The sequence below is a fragment of the Sphingomonas sp. genome (assembly GCF_042091075.1).
Taxonomy (GTDB): domain Bacteria; phylum Pseudomonadota; class Alphaproteobacteria; order Sphingomonadales; family Sphingomonadaceae; genus Sphingomonas.
On record NZ_JBELIE010000042.1, the window covers coordinates 1 to 21944 of the forward strand.

Below are 21944 nucleotides of genomic sequence, written 5' to 3' on the forward strand. Positions count from 1 at the left end.
GGGAGCTGGCGAGGGAGCGGGATCGGCGGAAGCGGTTGAGCCCGGCGGCGCCGCTCCCTATGTCCGGCGTGCCGGTGCCGGCGCCCCCGCGCGGGGTGCGTCCCGCGGCGGCAAGGCGACCCCCGACGATGGGACGCCGTCCCAGCCCCGCTTGTTCTGAAGGCCTGATCCGATGCTGATGTCCCACACCGACCGACCCGCCAAGATCCACTATATGGCCAACGGCTTCCGCGTGCTGGCGCCGGGCGACCATGTGCCCTGCGCGGTCACCGGCGCACGCATACCGCTGGAGGACCTGCGCTACTGGGACGTCACGACGCAACGCCCCTTCGCCACCGCCGCCATTGCGAGCGAGGAGATGCGGCCGGCGTGAGGGTCATTGCAGACGTTTGACCTGAACCACCTGCCGCCCGAAATCACCTTTGAAAGCACCCATCACGCCCTTGCGCAGGACCAATGGCGCATTGTCGCGTGGCGGGAAACGAAGCATCTCCAGCGTCGTCCAAACGGTGTTGTCCGCCAGCCATAGCGTCCACCTGTTGGTACGCTGATCATAGGAGCTGCGGCGTATCGTGGTGCTCAATTCCTGCACCTCGCCGGCGTCTCCCAGGCCGGCATCGACTTGCGCCGGCAATCCGAACTGCGCCCGACGCCGTTCCACCACCTTCTCGCGATCGAGGACGATCAGGTCCCCCTTCCTCGTGGCGGCCGACATCGCGTCCACGGCCTTGTCGTAACAACCCACGCGGGTGGCGACGTCAGCGATCGGGCGACATGCTTCGATTGCCGTCACGAGACGGGTGGTGGGGGTGCGATCGCTCGCGAAAGTGTGACCTGACAGCAACGAAGCGCCGATGGCGCAGCCGCCGACAAGAACCTTTCTCAACGACATTCAGGCATTCCTTCACTCGGTATGTGCCGGACGACATACCTTTTCGCAATGATGCGATACAATGTGTGAGAATATTGCAACACAATGGCATCAAAGCAAATGGGCCACTACGGCACTGATTGTCTTTGGTCCATCATACTGGATATGCCCGTAACAATCTTGTCGGAATCGTTGCACACGGCATCGCTTCCGGCGAGTAAAGAGGGGCTAATATATGGCAATTCAAACTCGTACGCGCCTGCTCGCGACGACCCTGTTCGCGGGTGTCGCGGCGTTCACTCCGGCGGCGATGGCGCAGACCACGTCACAGGCCGGTGCGACCCAGGAAACGACCAACGACGGCACACCGCTGACGAACGACAACAGCCAGGGTGATATCATTGTCACCGGGACGCTGATCCGTAACCCGAACATCGTCGCGTCGAGCCCCGTCGCCGTCGTGACCGAGAGCGAGTTGCAGCTGCGCAACATTGTCAACGCCGAGCAGGCCATCCGCGACGTGCCGGGTGCGGTCGCCGGCACCGGCAGCCAGGTCAACAACGGGAATGGCGGCTTTGCGACCGCCAACCTTCGCGGCCTTGGTTCGCAGCGTAACCTGATCCTGCTCGACGGTGACCGGATGGTGACGGCGAACCAGCAGGGGACGGTTGACCTCAACAACATCCCGCTCGCGCTGGTGCAGCGCACGGACGTTCTGACCGGCGGCGCTTCCACCACCTATGGCGCCGACGCGGTGTCCGGTGTCATCAACTTCATCACCCGGTCCGACTTCGCGGGCGTCGACGCTTCGGCCTCGCAGCGCATCACCGAGCGTGGCGACGCGAACCTGTTCCGCGCCGACGTGTCGATCGGTGCGAACTTCGACGACGGACGCGGCAATGCGGTGTTCAGTGTTGGCTATCAGGAAGCTGACGCGCTCTACCAGGGCTCGCGTGACGTTTCGGTGTTCACGATCGGCGGCAACAACGGCGTCGCCGCTGGGGCGTCGCCCACGTCGGTTCCTACGCGACTGACCTTTTCCGATGGTTCGGATCGTCAGATCAACCCGAACGGCACCGCGCTGCAGAACTTCTACAGCGGCTTCAACTTTGCACCGTACAACATCTTCGTGACGCCGTTTAAGCGTTACAACATGTACGGCGCGGCGAAGTACGACGTGTCGGATACGGTCGAAGTGTATACCCGTGGTATCTTCTCGAAGAACGTCGTGTCGACGATTATCGCGCCGTCGGGTATCTTCGGTGAAGCGCTGACTGTTCCGGGTAACAATCCATATCTGCCCGCCGCCGTCCGCGACGAGATTTGCACCAAGGCGGGTATCGCGCTGGGCGCAACCTGCAACAACAATGCAGCGCTGCCGATCACGGTGTTCCGCCGCACGGTGGAGATCGGGCCGCGTATTTCCGAATACACGACCCAGTTCTTCGACTATAAGGCAGGGCTGCGTCTGAACATCAGCGGTTCGACCAAGCTTGACGTGTCGGGCGCCTATGGCGAAAGCACGCTGGACCAGGTCCAGTCGGGCTACGTTCTGCGCTCGCGCGTGCAGCAGGCGTTGAACGCAAACAACACCACCACCTGCCAGGTAACCACCAACAACTGCGTGCCGCTCAACCTGTTCGGGCCGGCCGGCTCGATCACGGCCGATCAGGCGGCGTTCCTGAACGGTTCGTCGACCATCGCGATCAAGAACGCGTTGTCGCAGGCGAAGGCGGTTCTGACCGGCAACTTTGACTCGTTCTCGCCGGTCAGCACGAATCCGGTCGGCTATGCGATCGGTGCCGAGTATCGCAAGTACACCTACGTCCGTCGTCCCGACTCGCTGGCGATTTCGCCGGGTGAATTGGGTGGCGCGGGTGGCGCGATCCTGCCGTTCGCTGGCGGTTACGAGGTGAAGGAAGCCTATGGCGAGATCATCGCGCCGCTGATCGCGGATGCGCCGTTCTTCCATTCGCTGACGATCGAAGGTGGCGTCCGCTATTCGGACTATAAGGTGGATGCGGCGACCAGCCCGTCGTTCAACGCCACGACCTGGAAGGCCGGCGGCAGCTGGGAACCGATCCAGGCGATCAAGTTCCGCGGCAACTATCAGCGCGCGGTTCGCGCCCCGAACATCGCCGAACTGTTCGCTCCTTCGGTGACCGGCCTCGCCAACCAGGCGACCGACCCGTGCGGTGGCGCTGCGCCACTCAGCAGCGCCAACCTGCGCCAGGCCTGCCTTAACCAGGGTGCCCCGGTCGGTACGATCGGCGTCATCGGTGCGCCGGCAGCTGGTCAGGTGAACGTGACGGGTGGTGGCAACATCAACATCCGTCCGGAAATCGCCGACACCTTTACTGCTGGCGTGGTCATTCAGCCGAAGGGCGTCGTTCCGGGGCTGACCATCACCGCCGATTATTACAACATCATCATCAACAACGCGATCACGCTGGCGACCCCGGGCGACATCCTGGCAAACTGCTTTGGTACCAACCCGGCGGCAATCACGGCGGCTCAGGCGGCTTCGACGGCCTGCACCAGCATCCGTCGTAACCCGACTGACGGTCGTCTGAGCGGCTCTCCCGCCAACACGGCGGGTCTGCCGCAGCCGCTCACCAATGAAGGGCGTCTCGCTACCGACGGTGTCGACGTAAACCTGAACTACCAGCGTGATATGGGTCTGTTCGGGCTGACGCTGAACTTCGCCGGCAACTGGACGCACAAGAATACGTTCCGTGCGTCGCCGACCGCGTACAACCGCGACTGCGCCGGCTACTACAGCGTCAACTGCCTGTCGATCCAGCCGGAGTTCTCGTGGAACCAGCGCACGACCTTCAGCTTCGACAAGATCGATCTGTCGGTGCTGTGGCGTTACCTGGCGCCTTCGCGTTATGAAGGCATCGCTCCGGATGCAGCGCAGCGTGGTGTTGTGCCGGCGTTCCAGGGCGTGCTGACGGGGCCCACCCCGCTGGCGGGCCAGTCGGTGAACTTCAACCGTATCGGTGCCTACCACTACTTCGACCTGTCGGCCCGCTTCCAGGCGAGCGAGAACTTCGACTTCACGTTCAGCGTGGCGAACCTGTTCGATCGTAAGCCGCCGGTGATTGGTAACGGCCTTGCCGACACCAGCTTCGGCTCGGGCAACACCTATCCGTCGACCTATGACGTGCTGGGTCGTACCTTCAACGTGGGTGCGCGCCTGCACTTCTAGACGATAGAGTCAACGACCAGACTAAAGGGGCGGGCTTCGGCTCGCCCTTTTTTTGTTTTCAGGCGCAAATCCGTCCCCCGCGATCATTGTTCGTCCGCCGTTGCGGCGGTAGGCATCGATGATGGATGACCGTGATCTTCAGCAAGCATTGCAGGCAGCGATCGCAGCGCAGCGTTCCGGCCGCCATCCAGAAGCGCTGACCATCTTTTCGCGCATCGTTGAATCCGGCCGGGATCATCCGATGGCGCTCAATGCGCTCGGCATGGCGGCACTGTCCCAGCAGGACGGGGAAGGCGCGGCGCGCTATTTTCGTCGCGCCGCCACCGCGGATCCAACCGCACCCGAACTCTGGATGAATGCCGCGAAGGGATACCGGATCGCGGGTGATCCGACTGGCGAACGCGAGGCGCTGCAACAGGCCCTGGCGATCGATCAGCGTCATTTCATGGCTCTGGTTCGTATGGCCGAATGGCATGAACGGGCCGGTCAGATGCCGGACGCCGCGACACGTTGGGCGCAGGTTCTGGCGCTGGGCGCGCAGATTGACGAGCCAGCACCTGCCCTGCAGCAAATCCTTGGTCATGCGCAAAGCGCTGTCGAGCGGCAGCACGGGCAACTGGCCGAGGGTATCGAGCGCGCGTTGTCGGGCAAGCTTTCGTCCCTGCTTCCCAGGGATCGGCGACGTTTCGATGCCTGTGTCGATCATGCGCTGGGCCGTCGCCGGATCTACAGTAACATCTGCACCGGGATGCATTTCCCGTTCCTGCCTGCCGAGGAATTCTTCGAGCGCGAGCATTTTCCCTGGCTCGAGGAGATCGAAGCGCAAACGGACGTCATCCGTAGCGAGTTGCTGGCGATCCTTGCGGATCGCGACGAGCAATTCCGCCCCTATATCGATATGCCGGCTGGCACGCCGGACAACAAATGGTCTTCGCTGAACCATTCCCTTGCCTGGGGTGCGCTGCATCTGTGGAAGGATGGGCAGCGCGATGACGACATTTGTCGTCGTGCGCCCCGCACCGCCGCCGCGGTGGAAGCGCTCCCGCTGTCTGATCTGCCGGGCCGGACGCCTACCGTCTTCTTCTCCATCCTGCGTCCGGGCACGCATCTGCCCGCGCATACCGGGGTCAGCAATCTGCGATCGATCGTGCATCTGCCGCTGATCGTGCCGGAGGGATGTCGTTTCCGGGTGGGGGGAGACACCCGGTCATGGGAGGTCGGTCGCGCATGGGTTTTCGACGACACGATTGATCACGAGGCGTGGAATACGTCGGACGAACTACGCGCGATCCTGATCTTCGATGTCTGGAACCCCTATATCACGCCCATCGAGCGCGATCTGCTTCGATCATTCTATGATGCTACCGTATCGATGGGCGAAGGCAGCAACGCGCTTATCGCGGTCGGTGAATAGCCTCGCCCCTCAGAACAACACCGCCACTTCCTCCTTCGACAGGTCGATCCCGAACATCATGCTGAGGCGCATGCGATAGACGCGGGGGTCGGTGATCTCTCCGCTGGCGGTCGCGCCGGCTGCGTGGCGGCGGTAGGTGCGGTCGGTCAGGCTGGCGAAGCCATGCGGCAGGACGATGCTGACGACATTGTGGTTGGTGAAGCGGCTGCCGGGGGCGGTGGCGGACCAATGGTTGCCCATCGCCAGATCGCTGTGCGCGACCTCTCCCAGCGTAAAGCTGTATTGCGGCTGCCACCCCTCACCGCCGCCGCGCCCGTCGGTGCTGTGGGCATCGCCGTCGCGCAGCAGCATCCAGCCGCCGGTGCCGGCACGCGGATCGTCGCGACGCAAGGTGAAGCGCGCGCCGTCCGGGGCGATGGCGTCCGCGCCATCGGCCAGCGGCATGACCGGCGCGAAGCTGCCGCCGAAACCGGTATCCGCGATCCAGTCGCTGCCATCGATCGTCACCAGTGACAGTGTATGCGTCAACGGCGGGGTGTCCTGCGCGCCCAGCCATACGCGCGCCAGCAACGGCCGCGCCGTGAACCCGAGCGCCGCCAGCGCATCGAGAAACAGCCGATTGTGCTCGAAGCAATAGCCGCCCCGGCGCGCGGTCACTAGCTTCGCGAACACCGCCGCGCTGTCGATCGCGATGCCGCGACCCAGCCGAACGTCGAGATTCTCGAAAGGGACGCGCTGGCGATGCTGGAATTGCAGGCGGGCGAGCCCCGCCATGTCCCGGGTGGGGCGCGCGGGCATTTCGAGGCGGGCGAGATAGGCGTCGAGATCGAACATGCCGATTCGACTAGCGGGAAAGCGCGAGGAAGAGAACGGTGGGACAGATCCGCGCCGCATGCGTTAAAAGGAACGTCATGCTGCTCCGCCTTCCGCCGCCGCGACGGTTGTTGCCGTTCGCCTCCTTCGCCGCGCTGTTCCTGTCCGGGTGTCAGGACGGGGTGGAACTGACCAATGCGTCGATCGCGGAAGTGGCGGCCGCAAGTGCGTCGATCGCGCGTCCGGACGCGGGGGCGTGGCGAACCGAAGCGATGCTGACGGCATTCGATCCGGGCGCGCAACATTCGCCGATGGCGGAAGCGTTGGCCGCGCAGCTGGGAAAGAGGACGACCACCGAAGCGTGCCTTTCCGCCGCCGATGCCAGCCAGCCGTTGTTTGGCGATCTCACCCCGACGCAGGGCGCGAATTGCATGTTTCGCCGCTTCACGCTGGTGAAGGGGCGGCTCGACGCCGAAATGACGTGCCGCAATGCCGCCGGGCAGCGGCTGGAGGTGAGCCAGCGCGGGGCCTATGCCAGCGACAGGGTGGATCTGACCGCGACGGTGAAACGGACCGAGGCGAATGGCGTTTCGGCGGGAGGCATGACGACGCACGTACGTGGCAAGCGGATCGGAGAATGTTCGCCGGGATGAGTTGACCCGCCAGTCCCGCGCGGTCATCCCGCTGATCGATCATAAAGAATGGAGGAGGTGAGGATGAGCGACCTGACGGGGCTGGAACTGCGGTCCACCGCTGACGCCGACGGGCGCCTGACACTGAACCTTGAGGAAGTGACGCTCGCAGCGCCCGCGCCGGACGAGGTGATCGTGCGCGTCGAGGCCACGCCGATCAACCCGTCGGATCTGGGCCTGTTGCTCGGGCCGGCCGATGTGTCGACGCTCGAAACCTCGGGCACGGCGGAGCGGCCCGTCGTTTCGTTTCGGGTGCCGAAGGAGCGGATCGGCGGCGTTCGCGCGCGGCTTGGCCAGTCGCTGCCGGTCGGCAACGAAGGGGCGGGCACGGTGATCGACGCCGGCGCGGAGGCGAAGGCGCTGATCGGTCGCAAGGTCGGCATGATGGGCGGTGCGATGTATGCGCAATATCGCAAGCTGAAGGCGCGTGATGTGGTGCCGCTGCCCGACGGGGCCAGTGCCGCCGATGGCGCGGCGATGTTCGTCAACCCGCTGACCGCGCTCGCCTTCGTCGAAACCATGCGGATGGAGGGGCATCATGCGATCGTCCATACCGCCGCGGCATCGAACCTGGGGCAGATGCTGCAGAAGATCTGCCTGAAGGACGGGGTGCCGCTGGTGAACATCGTCCGCAACGAAGCGCAGGAAAAAATCCTGCGCGATATCGGAGCGACGCACGTCCTCAACAGCAAGGCCGACGATTTTCGCGCCCGGCTGGTCGATGCGATCGCGGAAACCGGCGCCACGATCGCATTCGATGCGATTGGCGGGGGTTCGCTGGGCAGCGATGTCGTCCAGGCGATGGAGCAGGCGGCGAACCGCAAGATGACCGAATACAGTCGCTATGGGTCCAACACGTTCAAGCAGCTATACATTTATGGCGGGCTTGATCTCGGGCCGACGATGCTCAACCGGCTGGCGTTCGGTTTTCAGTGGAGCGTGTCGGGGTTCCTGCTCACGCCGTTCATGCAAAAGGCGGGCAAGGACGTGGTCGGTCGCATGCGCCAGCGGGTGGTGGACGAACTGACGACTACCTTCGCCAGCGGCTATACCGCGACGATCGGCCTCGCCGAGGCGCTGCATCCCGATGTGCTGCGCGCCTATGAGCGCAAGGCGACCGGGGAGAAGTATCTGATCGATCCGACCCGATAAGCGGACGGCCGTCGATGTCCCGGCGCCACGCGCGCGCCGGTGCCGGGCAACGACGGCGGGGCCATCATGCCCGGGCACATGTCACAAGTTAGCGAAGCGCTCGCGCCGCCGGTGTGCTGAGGCAGCGCAACATCTCCGCGCGCTCCGTCGTGGCGCGGCGTGCGGGCGCGGTATAAGCGGGCACGTCGAACGGCACGCCGATCGGTGCGGCATCAAAGCCGCGATTGCCGACGCAGGCGTTCGCCAGCGCCAGCAGCTTCGGTGGGGTGTCATAGCCTTCGTAGGTGAGCCGGAACGTGCCCCAATGGATCGCCAGCGCATGGGCCGCGCCGAGCCGCTGGTGCACCAGCGCCGCCTCCGCGGGGCCGATATGGCTGCCGGCGGACATCTGGCCCGGGACGAAGCGGAACGCGCCGATCGGGATCATCGCGAAGCGGATCGGGCCCAGCGCGGCGGCCTCGCCCGGCCATTGTCCGTCGCCGAAGCCGGTGTCCCCCGCGAAGAAGATATTGCCGCCCGGCAACGTGATGACGAAGCTGGACCACAAGGCGCGGTTGCGGTCGGTGAACCAGCGGCTGCCCCAATGATGATTGCGCGTGACCGCGACGTCGATCCCCGGGCGGATCGTCGCGCGCTGCCCCCAGTCGAGCGCGGTGGCTTGCGCGCCGCTGGACGCGATGACGCTGTCGTTGCCGAGGCTGGTGATGATGCGCGGGTGATCGCGGCGCCACAGGCGCTGCAATGTGCGCTGGTCGAGGTGATCGTAGTGATTGTGGCTGACGAGGACGAGGTCGATCGGGGGCAGATCATCGAGAGCCACACCCGGCATTGCGACCCGTTTTGGCCCCAGGCCCAGCGGGCCGGCGCGGTCGGCCCATACCGGATCGGTCAGGATATTCAGTCCCTGCGTCTGGATCAGCACGCTGGCATGGCCGATCCATGTCACCAGCATGCGTTCGCCATCGACGCGCGCCGGCGGCTTGGCGGGGGTGACGGGCACGTTGCGCGGCCATGCGGGGCGCCCGTCGCTGCCGGTCAGGTACCGCCAGAAGAAGCCGCCCCGCGAACCGCCCGTCGCAGTGCCGGGCGGGCGGAGAGTGTCGGTGTCGCCATCGGGGTTGAAGAAGCGCGCGCCGTCATAATGATCCGACGCCGGGCCTTCGTAATAGATGCGATCGAGGAAGCGCGGTACGATCGTGATCGCCAGACCGGCCAGGATCACCAGCAGCAGTAATGTGCTCGCGACGATTTTCAGCACCAGCGCCACGAATAGCCTTCCTGCCGGGGGGAGGGCGCCGTGGTGCGCTACCCCAGCCTGTTTGTCACCGCGGTTATCGCAGCAGCTCGTCCCGAATTCGTATCGCCCGGATCGATAGCCGAACCTCGATCATGAATGCCGAAAAGGCGAGGATCAGCAACGACATCGCGACGATGAACGTGAAGGCAACGATATGACCGAGGCGATAGTTGCTCAGCGCGCCGATAAACAGCATCGCGACCACGCCGCAGGTGGCGACCGCGCTGGCGACCGCGAGCGACAGCGCTGCGTTGATGATGCCCATCCGGCGCGAGAGCAATCGCAGCTCGGCGACCAGCTGCGCGCGCTTTCCATCGGCGAGCGCGCCATGCTGCTCCTCCAACTGGCGGGCGCGATCGACGACGCGCGACAGCCGCCCCGCGACGACGTTCAGCAAGGCGCCGATGCCGGTCAACATGAAGACCGGGCTGAGCGAGGCATGGATCGCCTCGACGATCGTGGGAAGCGCGGGAGGGTAGCTCATCCGGAATGACTGTGCCCTGTCGCCGCGCCCGCCGCAATCGCCCGGCGGCAACTCGCTGATCGGCGGGAATGGCCGATCACGTCGCGGCGGTATTGCGCAGGATCGATTCGACCGCGTCGAGGATGCCGGCCAGTGCCTCGGGCCGGCTCCAGAAATGATGATCGCCGGTGTCGGAACGGTCCAGCGCGGCTTCGCGTGCGGCGAGCAGCGTCTGCAACGCCAGCCCCGCGAACAGCACGCGCTGCTTGACCACCGCCGGGGGCAACGGCGCCAGCAGTCGATGGACGTGCGCGATATAGCGGGCGTAGCTTTCGGAATGTTCGGACACCGAGTCACGAAAAAGGTCGCGGCGTTCGTTCTGGACGTTGACGATGAAGCGGAGGTAGGTTTCCTCCTCCCCGGTCGATCCGCGCAATTCGATATTCGGCAGCACGATCGCGCGGACCAGATCGCGCAGCGTCATCGCGTCGCCCTTCGCCTCCGCCGCGTCGATCAGCGCCGCGCGCCCGGCATCGATCAGGTCGGCGCCGTCGATCAGCAGCTCGCGCAGCAGATCGTCCTTGCTGCCGAAATAATAATGGACCGCGGCGGCGTTGCGCTGTCCGGCCGCCTCGACCACCTCGCGCATGCCGACGGCGGCGATGCCACGCTCCGCGAACAGGCGCCGCGCCGCACGCTTCAATTCGTTGCGGGTGGCGCCGCCACGGGTGGCGGGCGAGGAGGCGGATGTCGCGTTCATGGCCGGCCAGCATCGGATAATCGCACGCCCGCCGCAAGCCGTTGACCCCGCGCGCGATCAATGGCGCGACGTGGCGCGGTTATCGCCGCTCCGCCGCCAGTCGCGAGATCAGGATCGCGCTGCGCAGCGCCTGACGCTGGATGCTCGGCAGGTCGACCCATTCGCCCTCGGCATGCGCGCCGCCGCCCGCCGGGCCCATGCCGCCAATCGTGTCCGCCTCCGCCGCGACGAAGCTCGAATCCGCCGCGCCGCGCTTCGCCGGGTCGTATTCCGGCATGTCGGGCAGTCCGAGATCGCGATTGACGGTGTTGAGCCGGCCCAGCAGCGCGCGATTGCCCGGCGTCGGCGCCATCGGCGGATAGCCGTCGGCGAAGGTCAGCGTCGCCCCGGTCTTCGGCAGATGCTGTGCCACGATCGCCTGCATCTTTGCCTGCACACGCGCCTCCTGCTCGGGCGTCAGCGCCCGCAGGTCGCCGCGCGCCACCGCGCGCTCCGCGACGATATTGGTCTTGCCCGACGCCGTCGCGGCAAAGCCCTCGGCGGCGAAGCCGGCGGGCGTGCCGCCCGCCATGACGCCGACATTATAGGTCAGGTTGGCCTCGGGCAGGTCGCGACGGAAGGTGTCGAGAATACGCGCCAGTTCGTAATTGGCGCCATAGCCCAGGTCCGCGCCGAACACCCCGCCGGAATGGCCGGGCACGCCGGTCGTCTCCAGTTCCCAGTCGGTCGCGCCGCGCCGTGCGATGGTGCCCGCATCGCCCTGCGGCGTAACCGCCAGCCCCTCATATTCCAGCGCGACATCGGCCCATTTTCCCGCCGCGACCAGATCGGCGCGCGATGTCGATAGCGGCTTCCCCGTCCGCTCCTCGTCGCCGGTCAGGACGACCATGATGTCAGCGTTCTTCAGCGTGCCCGCCGCCTGCATCGCGCGCAACGCTGCGATGATGACGGTCAGCCCGCCCTTGTCGTCACCGACACCGGGGCCGATCGCGCGATCGCCGTCGCGACGAAAGCCCGTGAAGCGGCTGTCGGGTTCGAACACGGTGTCGAGATGGCCGATCATCAGCACCCGCTTGCCGCGTCCGTTGCCCTTGTGCGTCGCGATCAGATGACCCGCACGACCCGTCGCGCGCATGTCCGCCCAGCGTACCGCGAAGCCGAGCGCGGTCAGTTCGGTGCGCATCATCTCCCCGACTTTCGTGACACCGGGCAGGTTGAGCGTGCCGGAGTTCTGCATCACCAGCCGCTCGAGCAACGCGGCGTCATGCGTGGCTTCCGCCTCGGTGGCGGTGCGCATGCGGGTCTCGGCGGGCGTCAGCGATGCCCGCGCGGGGGCGGTGGTGGCCAAAAGGGCGGCGGTCAGCAGCAGCGGGCGGATCATGGGCGTGACTGTAGCGACCATGCCGGTTCAGTAAAATGTAATGATGTATTGCGCGCGCGCCGTTGCGGCGTCGGAACGGTTGAAGCGATGCGCCGGGAAAATATCTCGGCAGGGTCACCGGGCAGGATGGTTCGGGACACCGCAAGGAGAAGAAACGTGAGCATCATCGTCATCGCCGGGCTGCTGCTCGGTTCCCCCATCGCCGGTGACGCGCATCAGGTGCAGGTGGAGCATCGCGGCACGCCGGTCGACGTCACCTATCGCAGCGACGTCCGTATCGCGCACCGGCAGGTGGGCGCGGTCGGCGCCCCCGGTCGCCCGAGCGCGCTGCGCTGTACCTGGGCCGCGTCGGTGGATGTCCACCGCGAGCTGCGCCACCCGGCGGGACATGTCAGCGCGCGCCAGATCAGTAGCGACGCTGTCGCGATCAGCGGTTCCCGCCCCGGCTGGTGCGAGGCGTCCCGCCAGGCGATCGCGCAGGACGTTGCGGCGGAACGTGCACGCCTTCGGTCGCATGTCGAGGTGATCGCCGCCGCTGACCGCGATGCGGTGCTCGCCGAACTGGACACGGTGAGCGGAGGAATGCGAAGCTAGGGAATGCATACATCTCGTCTTTATGCCGCCGCGCTGTTCGGCGCGGCGGCGGTTGCGTCGCCATTCCCTGCCGCCGTCGCGCAGGTCACCCCCCATGCCAGCATCGAGCTCTCGACCGACGAGCGGCGGCGCGGGATCAGCTGGAGCGATGGCGACGTCGCCCCCGCCGCCGCCGCGCGACTCGACCTGCCGGCCGGCTTCGACATCGGCGCGCGGGTCACCGGGCTACGCGCGAGCGCGCGGCACGGCGGCGCCGATGCGGTGGTCGACGCGACGCTCGGCTATAGTCGCTACGCCGGCGCGATCCGGCTCGATGGCTTCGTCACCGGGCATCTGTTCGCCGGCGGGATCGAGCGGCTGGACTATCTGGAGGTCGGCGGGGGGGCGAGCTATTCGCTCGGGCCGGCGGAACTGGGAGCGGAGGCGCGCTACGCGCCGTCGCAATCGGCGATCGGCGGCGACAATCTCTATCTCGCGCTGCGTGGACGCGTGGGCGTGCCCGCCACGCCGTACAGCATCACCGGCAGCGTCGGGCGGTCGAGCGGCGGCGTCGACGATCCCGAGCGTGCCGCGCGGCTGCGCCCGCTCGGGCGCTATCATGACTGGTCGGTGGGGGTGCAGCGCATCACCGGCCCGGTAACGCTGGGCCTGGAATATACCGGCACCGATATCAGCGACGACGGCCCCGATCCGACGCGCTTCGCCGACCGTCGCAATGCCGGCGACCGGATCACGGCGCGCGTGGCGCTGGGGTTTTAGACCAGGCGCCCACCGATCCGTCGCGAGCCAGGGGGCGGTGGCGGCCAGACAGATGCCACGCTCGCGCGGGGCGGCTAACGCAAGCTCAGGGCGCCACGAATGCTATCGGCGACGACAACTGGCGCGCCGACGGACCGATCTGTTGCGTTCGTCCTGCATTTCGTTGACCTTCCGCGATGCGCAAACGGATTCATTCACGACGGGGGCGATGAGTGATGCAAAAGGAACCTGTTCCGCTCGATGCGACGGATTATCGTCTGTTGAAGGAAATCACCGCCGACGGGCGCATCTCCGACGTCACACTGGGCGAGCGGGTCCATCTGTCGAGTACGGCGGCGGCGCGGCGACGCAAGCTGCTGGAGGATCGCGGTACGATTTCCGGCTATACCGCCAATCTGGATATGGAGCGCCTGGGCTATGGCGTGACCGCGTTCGTATCGATCGAGCTCCAGTCGCAGGCGGAGGATGTGCTCAACGAGTTTGAGGAAGCGGTGGTGCGCTGTCCGTCGATGAGCTTTTGCAGCTTCGTGTCGGGCGACACGGATTTCGTGATGATGGTCCACGTCCGCTCGTTCGGCGACTATGATCGCGTCTATCGCAGCGAATTGTCGAAGCTGCCGCACGTCGCGCGCATCCGAAGCAGCTTCATCATGCGCCAGGTGGCGGATCGCAACGCGCCGCCGGTGGTGTTCGCGAATCATGACGGATGACTGCTGGAACGCATCGCGAAGAGCGATCGATCGTAACAAAATCCTGCGTCATATCGGCTCTATGCGCCACATTCATGCGTTCTGAGAGAAATTACAGCACGAGTTTGCAAGGATCACGCACCCCTGTTTGTGCAATAGTATTCTTGCAGAAGGGATCAGGGGGAAACATCCTGTCTTACGCGAGGGGCTTTGTGAAACGGGTTTGCGCGCTATCGATTGCCTGACCCCGCCGCCGACAGGACCGGTCACGAGCGAACGGCTCGTGCACCGATGCTGTCGAGCCCGTCGCGACGATGCAGGGGGAGCGATGCCCGAAGGCCTTAAAACAGGCTTCGGGAGTCGACATGGCGGGGACAAGGACGCCCACGGGGGCGATGGAACGGGTGGTAGGCCACGGGGTCAGCGTGCGCGCGATCCTGTTGGCGACAGTCACGGTGGTACTGCTCGCGCCAGCGCCGGGACACGCGCAACAGGCGTCGGAAGTGGCGGAGGCGACCGGGGTTCCCCAGCGCCCAACCGCGACGACGACGGACGTACAGCCGGATGCGGTGGACGAAGAGGCGGCCGACAACGACAAAATCGTCATCACCGGCAGCCGCATCGTCCGCGACGGCTATAGCGCGCCGACCCCCGTCACCGTGCTGGGCGCCGCCGATATCCAGGCACAAAAGCCCGCCAATATCTCCGATTTCGTCAATCAATTGCCTGCGATCGGTCAGGGCAGCACATCCGGCAACAGCTCCGGGTCGCTGTCGAACGGCATCGCCGGCATCAATACCGTCAATCTGCGCGGATTGGGCGCGGGGCGCACGCTGGTGTTGCTCAACGGGCAACGCTCGGTCGCATCGGCGGTCAGCGGCGTGGTCGACATCAACACGGTTCCGCAGGATCTGGTCGAGCGGGTCGAGGTCGTCACCGGCGGCGCATCCGCCCAATATGGATCGGACGCGGTCGGCGGCGTCGTCAACTTCATCCTGGACGAGAAATTCAAGGGGCTGAAGCTTTCGGCCGATCAGGGCATCTCGACCTATGGCGACGGCCAGAATTATCGACTGGCGGCGACGATCGGCAAGTCGATGCTCGACGATCGGTTGCACGTCCTGCTGAGCGGCGAATATTTCCGGCAGACGGGTGTCGACACGATCGCGCGCGACTGGAACGACAGCGGCTATTTCCAGATCAACAACCCCGCTTATACCGCGACCGCCGGGGTGCCGCAGCGGCTGGTCGGGTCAGGCTTCGGTCCGGCCACCTATACGAAGGGTGGGCTGATCACGGCGGGGCCCTTGCGCGGCACCTATTTCCTCGGCGACGGGCAGACCGGGCAGTTAAACTTCGGTACCACCAACGCGACTTCCTCGCCGTGGATGATCGGCGGCGATTCGAATACGACGCTGGAAGGGCATGTCGGCACCAACTCGCTGATCCCCCATGAGGAACGGATCAGCTTCTTCGATCGGATCGCCTTCGACGTCAGCGACGCGCTGCAGGTTTATGGGCAGGCGTCGTACAATCGCTATCGTGGGCAGAGCTTCTATCAGCAGACGCCCAGCACCGGCGTCACCATCCGCAGCGACAATGCCTATCTGCTGACGCAATATCCCAGTGTCGCCGCGGCGATGGCCGCGAACGGGCTCACCTCGATCACGATCGGCACGTCGAATTACGGCTTTCCGGTGCCGGGCAGCGACAATACCCGCGAGGTCTATCGCTACGTCCTGGGTGCCAAGGGCAAGTTCAGCTTGTTCGACCAGACATGGACTTGGGACAGCTATTATCAGCACGGCGCGACCAAGTCGCATGAGGAGCTGACCAACACCTGGAACAATGCGCGGATGGCGCTGGCGCAGGATGCGGTGCTGTCAAACGGGCAGATCGTGTGTCGCTCGACGTTGACCGCCCCGAGCAATGGCTGCGTGCCGATCGACCGGCTGGGCACCGGCGGTGTATCGGCGGCGGCGCTCGCCTATATCTATGGCTCGGCACAGCCGCAGCGCGACCAGACGATCAAGCAGGACGTCGCCGCCGCCAGCGTCAACGGCGCGCTTTTCAAACTGCCGGGCGGGGTCGCGGCGATCGCGTTCGGCGGCGAATGGCGCAAGGAACAGATCGACGGCACCGTCGACCCGCAATTCTCGTCGGGCTGGCTGTACGGCAATTATCTGGTCAATCGCGGCGAATATTCGGTGAAGGAAGCGTTCGCCGAGGTCGACCTGCCGGTGCTGCCCGGACTGACGCTGAACGGGGCGGGGCGCTATACCGACTATTCGACGTCGGGCACGGTTCAGACGTGGAAAGTCGGCGCGACGTGGCAGCCGATCCCCGACATCAAGTTCCGCGGCACCTACAGCCGCGACATCCGCGCACCGAACCTTCAGGAATTGTTCGCGGCCGGCACTGCGCGCACCAACACCGTCATCCTGCCGTCGAACGCGCCGCTGAGCGGATCGCAGCAATTCCTGGAAACGACGATCGGCAATACCAACCTGAAGCCCGAGCGCGCCAAGACATGGACGCTGGGCGCGGTGGTCAGCCCGCGCTTCGTTCCCGGCTTCACCGTCTCGTTCGACTATTTCGACATCAATATCGATGATGCGATCGGATCGATCACATCACAGAATACGGTCGATTTCTGTTATACCGGATCCACCCAATATTGCAGCAATATCGTCTATACTGGCGGGGCGCTGTCGCGGATTATCATCCAGCCGTTCAATTTCGCCAGCCAGCACGAACGCGGCTTCGATATCGAGGCGAGCTATCGCACCGAATTGTCGGCGATCAGCGCATCGTTGCCCGGCCGGATCAGCATCCACGGCAGCGCAACGCATTACATCTCAAACGTGATCGACAACGGGATCTTCCCGATCGATTATGCCGGGGTCAACGGCGGTAGCCTGTCGGGCACCTATTCGGTGCCGAACTGGCGATATCGGATCAGCGCCGTTTACGACCTCGATCCCTTCAGCCTGAACCTGGTCGCGCGCGGCTTCAGCAGCGGTGTCTATGGCAACGACTATATCGAATGCACCACCGGCTGCCCGGCGTCGACGACGCGCTATCGCACGATCAACGACAACCATATTCCGGGCATCCTCTATTTTGACCTGTCCCTGGGCGTGAAGCTGGATGCCGGCGGGCACGAGAGCCGCCTCAACTTCATCGTCAACAATCTCACCAATCGCGATCCAGTGCTGATCGGCAACGGTCCCGATGGAAACAACGTGCCTGCCTACGCGCAGACCGCACGATCAATCTACGACGTGATCGGTCGCACTTTCCGCGTCGCCTTTACCATCAAACTCTAAGTTTTCAGGGGAGTGACATGATGACCTATTTGCACAAGGGCGTGGCCGCGCTGTTGATCACGGCGATGTCCGGCACCTCGATCACGCCGGCACTGGCGGAGGCGCCCCGACCCCTCAAGGCCGAGGCGGCGGCGAATGTCGACGCGCAAGCCAAGAATATCCAGGTGATGGTCGACACCGTATTCAGCTTCGCCGAACCGGGGTTTCAGGAGGTGCGCACCTCCGCCTATCTGGCCGATGTGCTCGAAAAGAACGGGTTCAAGGTAGAACGCGGCGTGGCTGGCATACCGACCGCTTTCGTCGCGACCTGGGGTTCGGGCGGGCCGTTGATCGCGCTGGGCAGCGATATCGACTGCTTGCTTGGGCTGTCGCAGGTGCCGGGCATCGCCGAGCAAAAGCCGTTGGTCCCGGGTGCGCCGGGCCATGGGGAAGGGCATAATTCGGGCATGCCGCTGATGATCGCCGCCGCGATCGCCGCCAAGGAGGTGATGGAGAAGAACCATATCCCCGGCCGGCTGATGCTGTGGCCGGGCGTTGCCGAGGAACTGTTGGCGACCAAGGCCTATTATGTCCGCGCCGGCCTGTTCAAGGATGTCGACGCTTCGATCTTCGCGCATGTCAGCAGTGATTTCGGCACCGCCTATGGCGAACTCGGCATGAACGGCATGGTGTCGGTGGAATATACGTTCCACGGCAAGACCGCCCATGCCGGCGGGATGCCATGGGAGGGACGTTCGGCGCTCGACGGGGTTGAGCTGATGGATACGGCGTGGAATTTCCGGCGCGAACATCTGCCGGTCACGCAACGGTCGCACTATGTCATCACCAACGGCGGCGGGCAGCCCAATATCGTCCCGGACACCGCATCGGTCTGGTATTATTTCCGCGATCGCACCTTTGCCGGGGTCAAGACGCTGTTCGAAACCGGCAACGAGATCGCGGAGGGGGCGGCCCGCGCCTCGGGCACCAAGGTGACGCGGCAGATCCTCGGCTATGCCGCACCCAATTTCGCCAACAAGCCGCTGGCCGAGGCCGCCTATGCCAACATCACCGCTGTCGGCATGCCGAAATGGACAGCCGCCGACCAGGCCTTCGCCAAAGCGGTGCAGCAGACCAACGGCCGCAAGGTCGAACCGCTTCGCACCACCCCCAGCCCGATCAGCACCCCCGAAAATCGCACATCCGTGTTCGGCGGTGGGTCGGATGATATCGGCGACATCATGTGGGCCGTACCGACCATCACCGTCCGCTTCCCGTCGAACATCCCCAATATGATCGGCCACCACATCACCTCTGCGATGGCGATGGCGACTCCGATCGCGCACAAGGGCGTCGAGGCGGGCGCCAAGGCAGTGGCGATGACCGTGCTCGACCTGATGACCACGCCTAAGCTGGTGAGCGCGGCCAAGGCATATTTCCGCGACGTCCAGCTCAAGACCGACAGCTATGCCCCGTTGATCGGCCCGGACGACAAGCCCGCCATCTGGCTCAACGAGAAACTGATGCGCGAGATGCGGCCGGAAATGGAGAAATATTACTACGACGCGACCAAATACCCGACCTATCTGCAACAGCTAGGGATCAGCTACCCGGCCACGACGGTGCCCGCGAAATGACATGTCGGGCCGTCGCCGGCTGCGGCGACGGCCAGCGTGGGGCGGGCTCGGCGGAAGCGGAATCGTGCGGCGGGCGCTATGCGTCCGCCGCGTCGCCGTGCGTTTGACGCGCCTGCGCTTTGCTGCCTATTCCTCCCGCAACTGCGAAAGGCGCTGGGGTGCGGATCGTCATTGTCGATGACAGCGGGGCACGCGCATCGGTCCTTGAAGAGGGGCTGCGCGAAGCGGGCTATGACGACATCCATTTCGTGCCGCCACGCGGGGCCTTCGTCGCGCGCATCGAGCGCATGGCGCCCGATGTCGTGCTGATGGACCTGGGCAGCCCCAGCCGCGATACGCTCGAGGAAATGCTGCTCGTGAGCCGTGCGCTCGCCAAGCCCATCGCGATGTTCGTCGACCAGTCCGACGAAACGATGATCGGCGCGGCGATCGATGCGGGCGTTTCCGCCTATGTCGTGGACGGATTGCGGAAGGATCGCGTGAAGCCGATCCTCGAACTGGCGGTGCGGCGGTTCACCGCCTTTTCCCGGATGCAGAACGAACTGGACGAGGCGCGGACCGCGCTCGCCAATCGCAAGACAATCGACAAGGCCAAGGCGATCCTGATGGCACAGCGCGGACTGAACGAAGGCGATGCCTATGGGCTGCTCCGCTCGACGGCGATGAACCAGGGTCGGCGGCTGGTCGACGTGGCGGAAGCGCTGATCACCGCGAGCAGCCTGCTGGGCGGAGGCGCCGCATGACCCTGGTTCGCGCCGCTTTCCTGCCGCTCACCGACAGCGCGGTGCTGGTCGCCGCGTGGGAGAAGGGATTCGCCGAGGCGCAGGGCATCGAGCTGGAGCTGGTACGGACGACCAGCTGGGCGACGCTGCGCGACCGGCTGGTCTATGGCCAGGTGCAGGCGGCACAGATGCTGGCGCCGCTCGCCGTGGCGGTCACGCTGGGGTTGAGCCAGCAGCCGGCTGCGCTGTCGGCGCCGTTCAAGCTCAACAGCAATGGCAACATGCTGGTGATGTCGGGCGAGTTCGCCGCGGCGCTGGAGCAGAACCTGCCCGCGCGCCTGGCCGATCCGCTGGGCACGGGGCATGATTTCGCCGCGGCGATCGGGCTTTTCCGGCGCAAGCCGATTATCGGCATCGTGCATCGCTTCTCCGGCCATGCGCTGATGCTGCGCTACTGGCTGGGCAGCGCCGGTATCGATCCCGACCGCGACGTGGTGCTGCGCGTGCTGCCGCCGTCGCTGACGGTGGAGGCGATGCGGCTGGGCGAGATCGACGGGTTCATCGCCGGCGATCCCTGGCCCGCGGCGGCGATCGCGCAGGGGCTGGCCGAGGCGGTGGCGATCGGCGCGCGTATCTGGCAGCGCGGCGTCGAGAAGGTGCTGGCGCTGCGCACCGACTGGATGGAGGCGAACGCCGAGACAGTCGATCGGCTGCTGCTGGCGCTGGCGCAGGCCGCGCGCTGGTGCGACGATCCGGCGAACCGGGGCGAGTTGGCCGGTTTGCTCGCCCGGCCATCCTATGTCGGCGAACCGGCCGAACTGATCGAGGCGGGGCTGGCGGGGCAGATCGTGCCGCGAGCTGGCACGCCCGCCATCGGACAGCCCGATTTCCTGCTCTTCCACCGCGAGGCGACCGCCTTTCCATGGCGCAGCCAGGCATTGTGGATCTATTCGCAGCTCGTCCGCTGGCACCAGGCGGAGCCGGCGGCAGCGGTGGAAGCGGCGGCGGGCGCGGTGTTCCGCCCGGATGTGTATCGTCGTGCGCTGGGGAGCAGCGCGGAGCCGATGCCCGGCGCCAGCATGAAACTGGAAGGCGCGGTTGGCGCGCCCACCGGCGTCGGCGCCTATCGCGGCGCACTGACGCTGGGGCCGGATCGCTTCTTCGACGGCCGCGTGTTCGATCCTGAGCGTCTGGGGGAGTATCTGGCGGGGTTCACGCAGGCACGGGGATAGGCGGTGAGTCGCCCTGGATGAAAAGGCGGTGGCCGAGATTGGTGGCTAGCGTACCTCCGCCCTTGATCACTTTGCGTTCTTCTGGAACGCTGCCGCTTGAGGGAGACGGGTGGTTGGGACGATATTTCGGGCGGCTTGGACTAGCCCTTGTCGGAATAGTGACCTTTGTTGCCGTTGGCGTCGCACTTGAAGATGAAGCCGGACTTCCGTTTGCCACCTTCTATCGAGTTTCGTGCGCGGCGGTTTGCCTTGGGTTCATATGGAAACTGCGCAGAGATTATCCGACAGAGAGGTGGCCTCACGTAAGCGTCTGGATTGCTCTTGTTGTCAACGCGGCAATCTTCTTTACGCCGCTCGTTGATAGGCCCGCGTCGCGCGGCGAACTTATGCTTTTCGCGCTGCCTGACGCAATAATCGTGCTGGGTGCTCGTATAGCTTCGTATCAAGTCATTGATGACCATCAGCGTGCTACGCTTCAGATGATGATACTCGGGTTCGTTGTGGCTGTCGTCTTCTGATCAGTCCTTTATACCATCATCCTTTTGCAATCCGACAGCCACTGATTGGATCGACCTCAGCGAGATTAAACTTCCGCTTTTGGGCGTCAGCGGAACGTCCGCTTTTCCGTCCAGAAGCTACCAAACCCGCGCAAATCTGCGGATTTTGTCCTGATATTTTCAGTTTACGTGCGTTGCGGGCTTGACCGAGGCCGGGTTAACCATGAGCCGCCCTGAATGGCCGCTCTTGGGTGCGGCGCGGCAGCGCGCGAACGTCCGATTCTGGTGGGAAGCGGACACTAGCGCGATCGCAAATCCGGGTCCGCTAGGATCAAAAGCGAACCCGTGTCGATCAGATCATGCCGGAAAATGAATTCCGCATAGTTTGTTGCCGTCTGGGTCGCGAAAATAGGCAAGTTCAACTGTTCCCAGCGATGCCGTATTACGCGGGC

Annotated in this window: 18 protein-coding genes and 2 pseudogenes; 13 read left to right on the forward strand and 7 right to left on the reverse strand. The window is 65.0% G+C overall.

Annotated features, from left to right (window positions below):
* Positions 1–172: 172 nt before the first annotated feature.
* Positions 173–373 carry a DUF2093 domain-containing protein gene (locus ACFDSW_RS06145; protein WP_375249397.1) on the forward strand — a complete coding sequence of 67 codons (201 nt, stop codon included), beginning with the start codon at positions 173–175 and terminating at the stop codon, positions 371–373.
* 3 nt (positions 374–376) lie between these two features.
* Here ACFDSW_RS06145 and ACFDSW_RS06150 read toward each other — a convergent pair whose 3' ends face one another.
* The gene (locus tag ACFDSW_RS06150) at positions 377–892 is read right to left on the reverse strand and encodes a hypothetical protein (protein ID WP_375249398.1); all 516 of its coding nucleotides are present in this window, start codon (positions 890–892) and stop codon (positions 377–379) included.
* A 289-nt stretch (positions 893–1181) separates the two neighbouring features.
* On the opposite strand from ACFDSW_RS06150, the gene ACFDSW_RS06155 reads away from it, so the two are divergent.
* The 3 genes and pseudogenes from ACFDSW_RS06155 to ACFDSW_RS06165 all read left to right on the forward strand — a co-directional run bounded on the left by ACFDSW_RS06155 (position 1182) and on the right by ACFDSW_RS06165 (position 5496).
* Positions 1182–4082, forward strand: coding sequence for a TonB-dependent receptor domain-containing protein (locus ACFDSW_RS06155; RefSeq protein ID WP_375249399.1), 2901 nt, complete (start codon positions 1182–1184; stop codon positions 4080–4082).
* Positions 4083–4203: 121 nt separating this feature from the next.
* Positions 4204–4365 (forward strand): annotated as a pseudogene (locus tag ACFDSW_RS06160) (hypothetical protein); the annotation flags it as partial.
* A 465-nt stretch (positions 4366–4830) separates the two neighbouring features.
* Entirely contained in the window at positions 4831–5496 is a 666-nt protein-coding gene (locus ACFDSW_RS06165) for an aspartyl/asparaginyl beta-hydroxylase domain-containing protein (RefSeq protein WP_375249413.1), read from the forward strand.
* A 9-nt stretch (positions 5497–5505) separates the two neighbouring features.
* On the opposite strand, the gene ACFDSW_RS06170 is transcribed toward ACFDSW_RS06165, so the two are convergent.
* Entirely contained in the window at positions 5506–6330 is an 825-nt protein-coding gene (locus ACFDSW_RS06170; protein WP_375249400.1) for an arylamine N-acetyltransferase, read from the reverse strand.
* Between the two features lie 77 nt (positions 6331–6407).
* On the opposite strand from ACFDSW_RS06170, the gene ACFDSW_RS06175 reads away from it, so the two are divergent.
* Positions 6408–6962, forward strand: coding sequence for a DUF3617 domain-containing protein (locus tag ACFDSW_RS06175; protein ID WP_375249401.1), 555 nt, complete (start codon positions 6408–6410; stop codon positions 6960–6962).
* Between the two features lie 63 nt (positions 6963–7025).
* Positions 7026–8153, forward strand: a complete 1128-nt coding sequence (locus tag ACFDSW_RS06180; RefSeq protein ID WP_375249402.1) for a zinc-binding dehydrogenase — start codon at positions 7026–7028, stop codon at positions 8151–8153.
* 88 nt (positions 8154–8241) lie between these two features.
* Here ACFDSW_RS06180 and ACFDSW_RS06185 read toward each other — a convergent pair whose 3' ends face one another.
* From ACFDSW_RS06185 to ACFDSW_RS06200, 4 genes are all read right to left on the reverse strand, one after another.
* Positions 8242–9420, reverse strand: a complete 1179-nt coding sequence (locus tag ACFDSW_RS06185) for an MBL fold metallo-hydrolase (RefSeq protein ID WP_375249403.1) — start codon at positions 9418–9420, stop codon at positions 8242–8244.
* Positions 9421–9484: 64 nt separating this feature from the next.
* Positions 9485–9934 carry a DUF2721 domain-containing protein gene (locus tag ACFDSW_RS06190; RefSeq protein WP_375249404.1) on the reverse strand — a complete coding sequence of 150 codons (450 nt, stop codon included), beginning with the start codon at positions 9932–9934 and terminating at the stop codon, positions 9485–9487.
* 76 nt (positions 9935–10010) lie between these two features.
* A complete protein-coding gene (locus tag ACFDSW_RS06195; RefSeq protein WP_375249405.1) occupies positions 10011–10673 on the reverse strand; it encodes a helix-turn-helix domain-containing protein in 663 nt (220 codons plus the stop codon).
* A gap of 79 nt (positions 10674–10752) precedes the next feature.
* A complete protein-coding gene (locus ACFDSW_RS06200; RefSeq protein ID WP_375249406.1) occupies positions 10753–12054 on the reverse strand; it encodes a M20/M25/M40 family metallo-hydrolase in 1302 nt (433 codons plus the stop codon).
* A gap of 156 nt (positions 12055–12210) precedes the next feature.
* Between ACFDSW_RS06200 and ACFDSW_RS06205 the strand changes: the two genes are divergently transcribed.
* The 7 genes from ACFDSW_RS06205 (at position 12211) to ACFDSW_RS06235 (ending at position 20995) form a co-directional block, all read left to right on the forward strand.
* Entirely contained in the window at positions 12211–12648 is a 438-nt protein-coding gene (locus tag ACFDSW_RS06205) for a hypothetical protein (protein ID WP_375249407.1), read from the forward strand.
* A gap of 3 nt (positions 12649–12651) precedes the next feature.
* Complete coding sequence (locus ACFDSW_RS06210; protein WP_375249408.1) at positions 12652–13407, forward strand: TorF family putative porin; 756 nt, start codon at positions 12652–12654, stop codon at positions 13405–13407.
* 215 nt (positions 13408–13622) lie between these two features.
* Complete coding sequence (locus tag ACFDSW_RS06215; RefSeq protein ID WP_375249409.1) at positions 13623–14117, forward strand: Lrp/AsnC family transcriptional regulator; 495 nt, start codon at positions 13623–13625, stop codon at positions 14115–14117.
* Positions 14118–14491: 374 nt separating this feature from the next.
* A complete protein-coding gene (locus ACFDSW_RS06220) occupies positions 14492–17425 on the forward strand; it encodes a TonB-dependent receptor plug domain-containing protein (RefSeq protein WP_375249410.1) in 2934 nt (977 codons plus the stop codon).
* Positions 17426–17445: 20 nt separating this feature from the next.
* The gene (locus ACFDSW_RS06225; protein ID WP_375249414.1) at positions 17446–19041 is read left to right on the forward strand and encodes an amidohydrolase; all 1596 of its coding nucleotides are present in this window, start codon (positions 17446–17448) and stop codon (positions 19039–19041) included.
* 158 nt (positions 19042–19199) lie between these two features.
* A complete protein-coding gene (locus tag ACFDSW_RS06230; protein ID WP_375249411.1) occupies positions 19200–19784 on the forward strand; it encodes an ANTAR domain-containing response regulator in 585 nt (194 codons plus the stop codon).
* Positions 19781–20995, forward strand: coding sequence for a CmpA/NrtA family ABC transporter substrate-binding protein (locus ACFDSW_RS06235; protein WP_375249412.1), 1215 nt, complete (start codon positions 19781–19783; stop codon positions 20993–20995). Before ACFDSW_RS06230 ends, ACFDSW_RS06235 begins: the two co-directional genes overlap by 4 nt.
* An 854-nt stretch (positions 20996–21849) precedes the next feature.
* Here the strand turns inward: ACFDSW_RS06235 and ACFDSW_RS06240 are convergent.
* A pseudogene (locus ACFDSW_RS06240) lies at positions 21850–21944 on the reverse strand (VOC family protein); the annotation flags it as partial.

Excerpts from the sequence above, each read along its gene's own strand:
- ACFDSW_RS06145 (WP_375249397.1), top strand. The coding sequence starts at position 173 with ATGCTGATGTCCCACACCGACCGACCCGCCAAGATCCACTATATGGCC.
- ACFDSW_RS06150 (WP_375249398.1), bottom strand. The coding sequence starts at position 892 with ATGTCGTTGAGAAAGGTTCTTGTCGGCGGCTGCGCCATCGGCGCTTCG.
- ACFDSW_RS06155 (WP_375249399.1), top strand. The coding sequence starts at position 1,182 with ATGGCGCAGACCACGTCACAGGCCGGTGCGACCCAGGAAACGACCAAC.
- ACFDSW_RS06165 (WP_375249413.1), top strand. The coding sequence starts at position 4,831 with ATGCATTTCCCGTTCCTGCCTGCCGAGGAATTCTTCGAGCGCGAGCAT.
- ACFDSW_RS06170 (WP_375249400.1), bottom strand. The coding sequence starts at position 6,330 with ATGTTCGATCTCGACGCCTATCTCGCCCGCCTCGAAATGCCCGCGCGC.
- ACFDSW_RS06175 (WP_375249401.1), top strand. The coding sequence starts at position 6,408 with ATGCTGCTCCGCCTTCCGCCGCCGCGACGGTTGTTGCCGTTCGCCTCC.
- ACFDSW_RS06180 (WP_375249402.1), top strand. The coding sequence starts at position 7,026 with ATGAGCGACCTGACGGGGCTGGAACTGCGGTCCACCGCTGACGCCGAC.
- ACFDSW_RS06190 (WP_375249404.1), bottom strand. The coding sequence starts at position 9,934 with ATGAGCTACCCTCCCGCGCTTCCCACGATCGTCGAGGCGATCCATGCC.
- ACFDSW_RS06195 (WP_375249405.1), bottom strand. The coding sequence starts at position 10,673 with ATGAACGCGACATCCGCCTCCTCGCCCGCCACCCGTGGCGGCGCCACC.
- ACFDSW_RS06200 (WP_375249406.1), bottom strand. The coding sequence starts at position 12,054 with ATGATCCGCCCGCTGCTGCTGACCGCCGCCCTTTTGGCCACCACCGCC.
- ACFDSW_RS06210 (WP_375249408.1), top strand. The coding sequence starts at position 12,652 with ATGCATACATCTCGTCTTTATGCCGCCGCGCTGTTCGGCGCGGCGGCG.
- ACFDSW_RS06215 (WP_375249409.1), top strand. The coding sequence starts at position 13,623 with ATGCAAAAGGAACCTGTTCCGCTCGATGCGACGGATTATCGTCTGTTG.
- ACFDSW_RS06220 (WP_375249410.1), top strand. The coding sequence starts at position 14,492 with ATGGAACGGGTGGTAGGCCACGGGGTCAGCGTGCGCGCGATCCTGTTG.
- ACFDSW_RS06225 (WP_375249414.1), top strand. The coding sequence starts at position 17,446 with ATGACCTATTTGCACAAGGGCGTGGCCGCGCTGTTGATCACGGCGATG.
- ACFDSW_RS06235 (WP_375249412.1), top strand. The coding sequence starts at position 19,781 with ATGACCCTGGTTCGCGCCGCTTTCCTGCCGCTCACCGACAGCGCGGTG.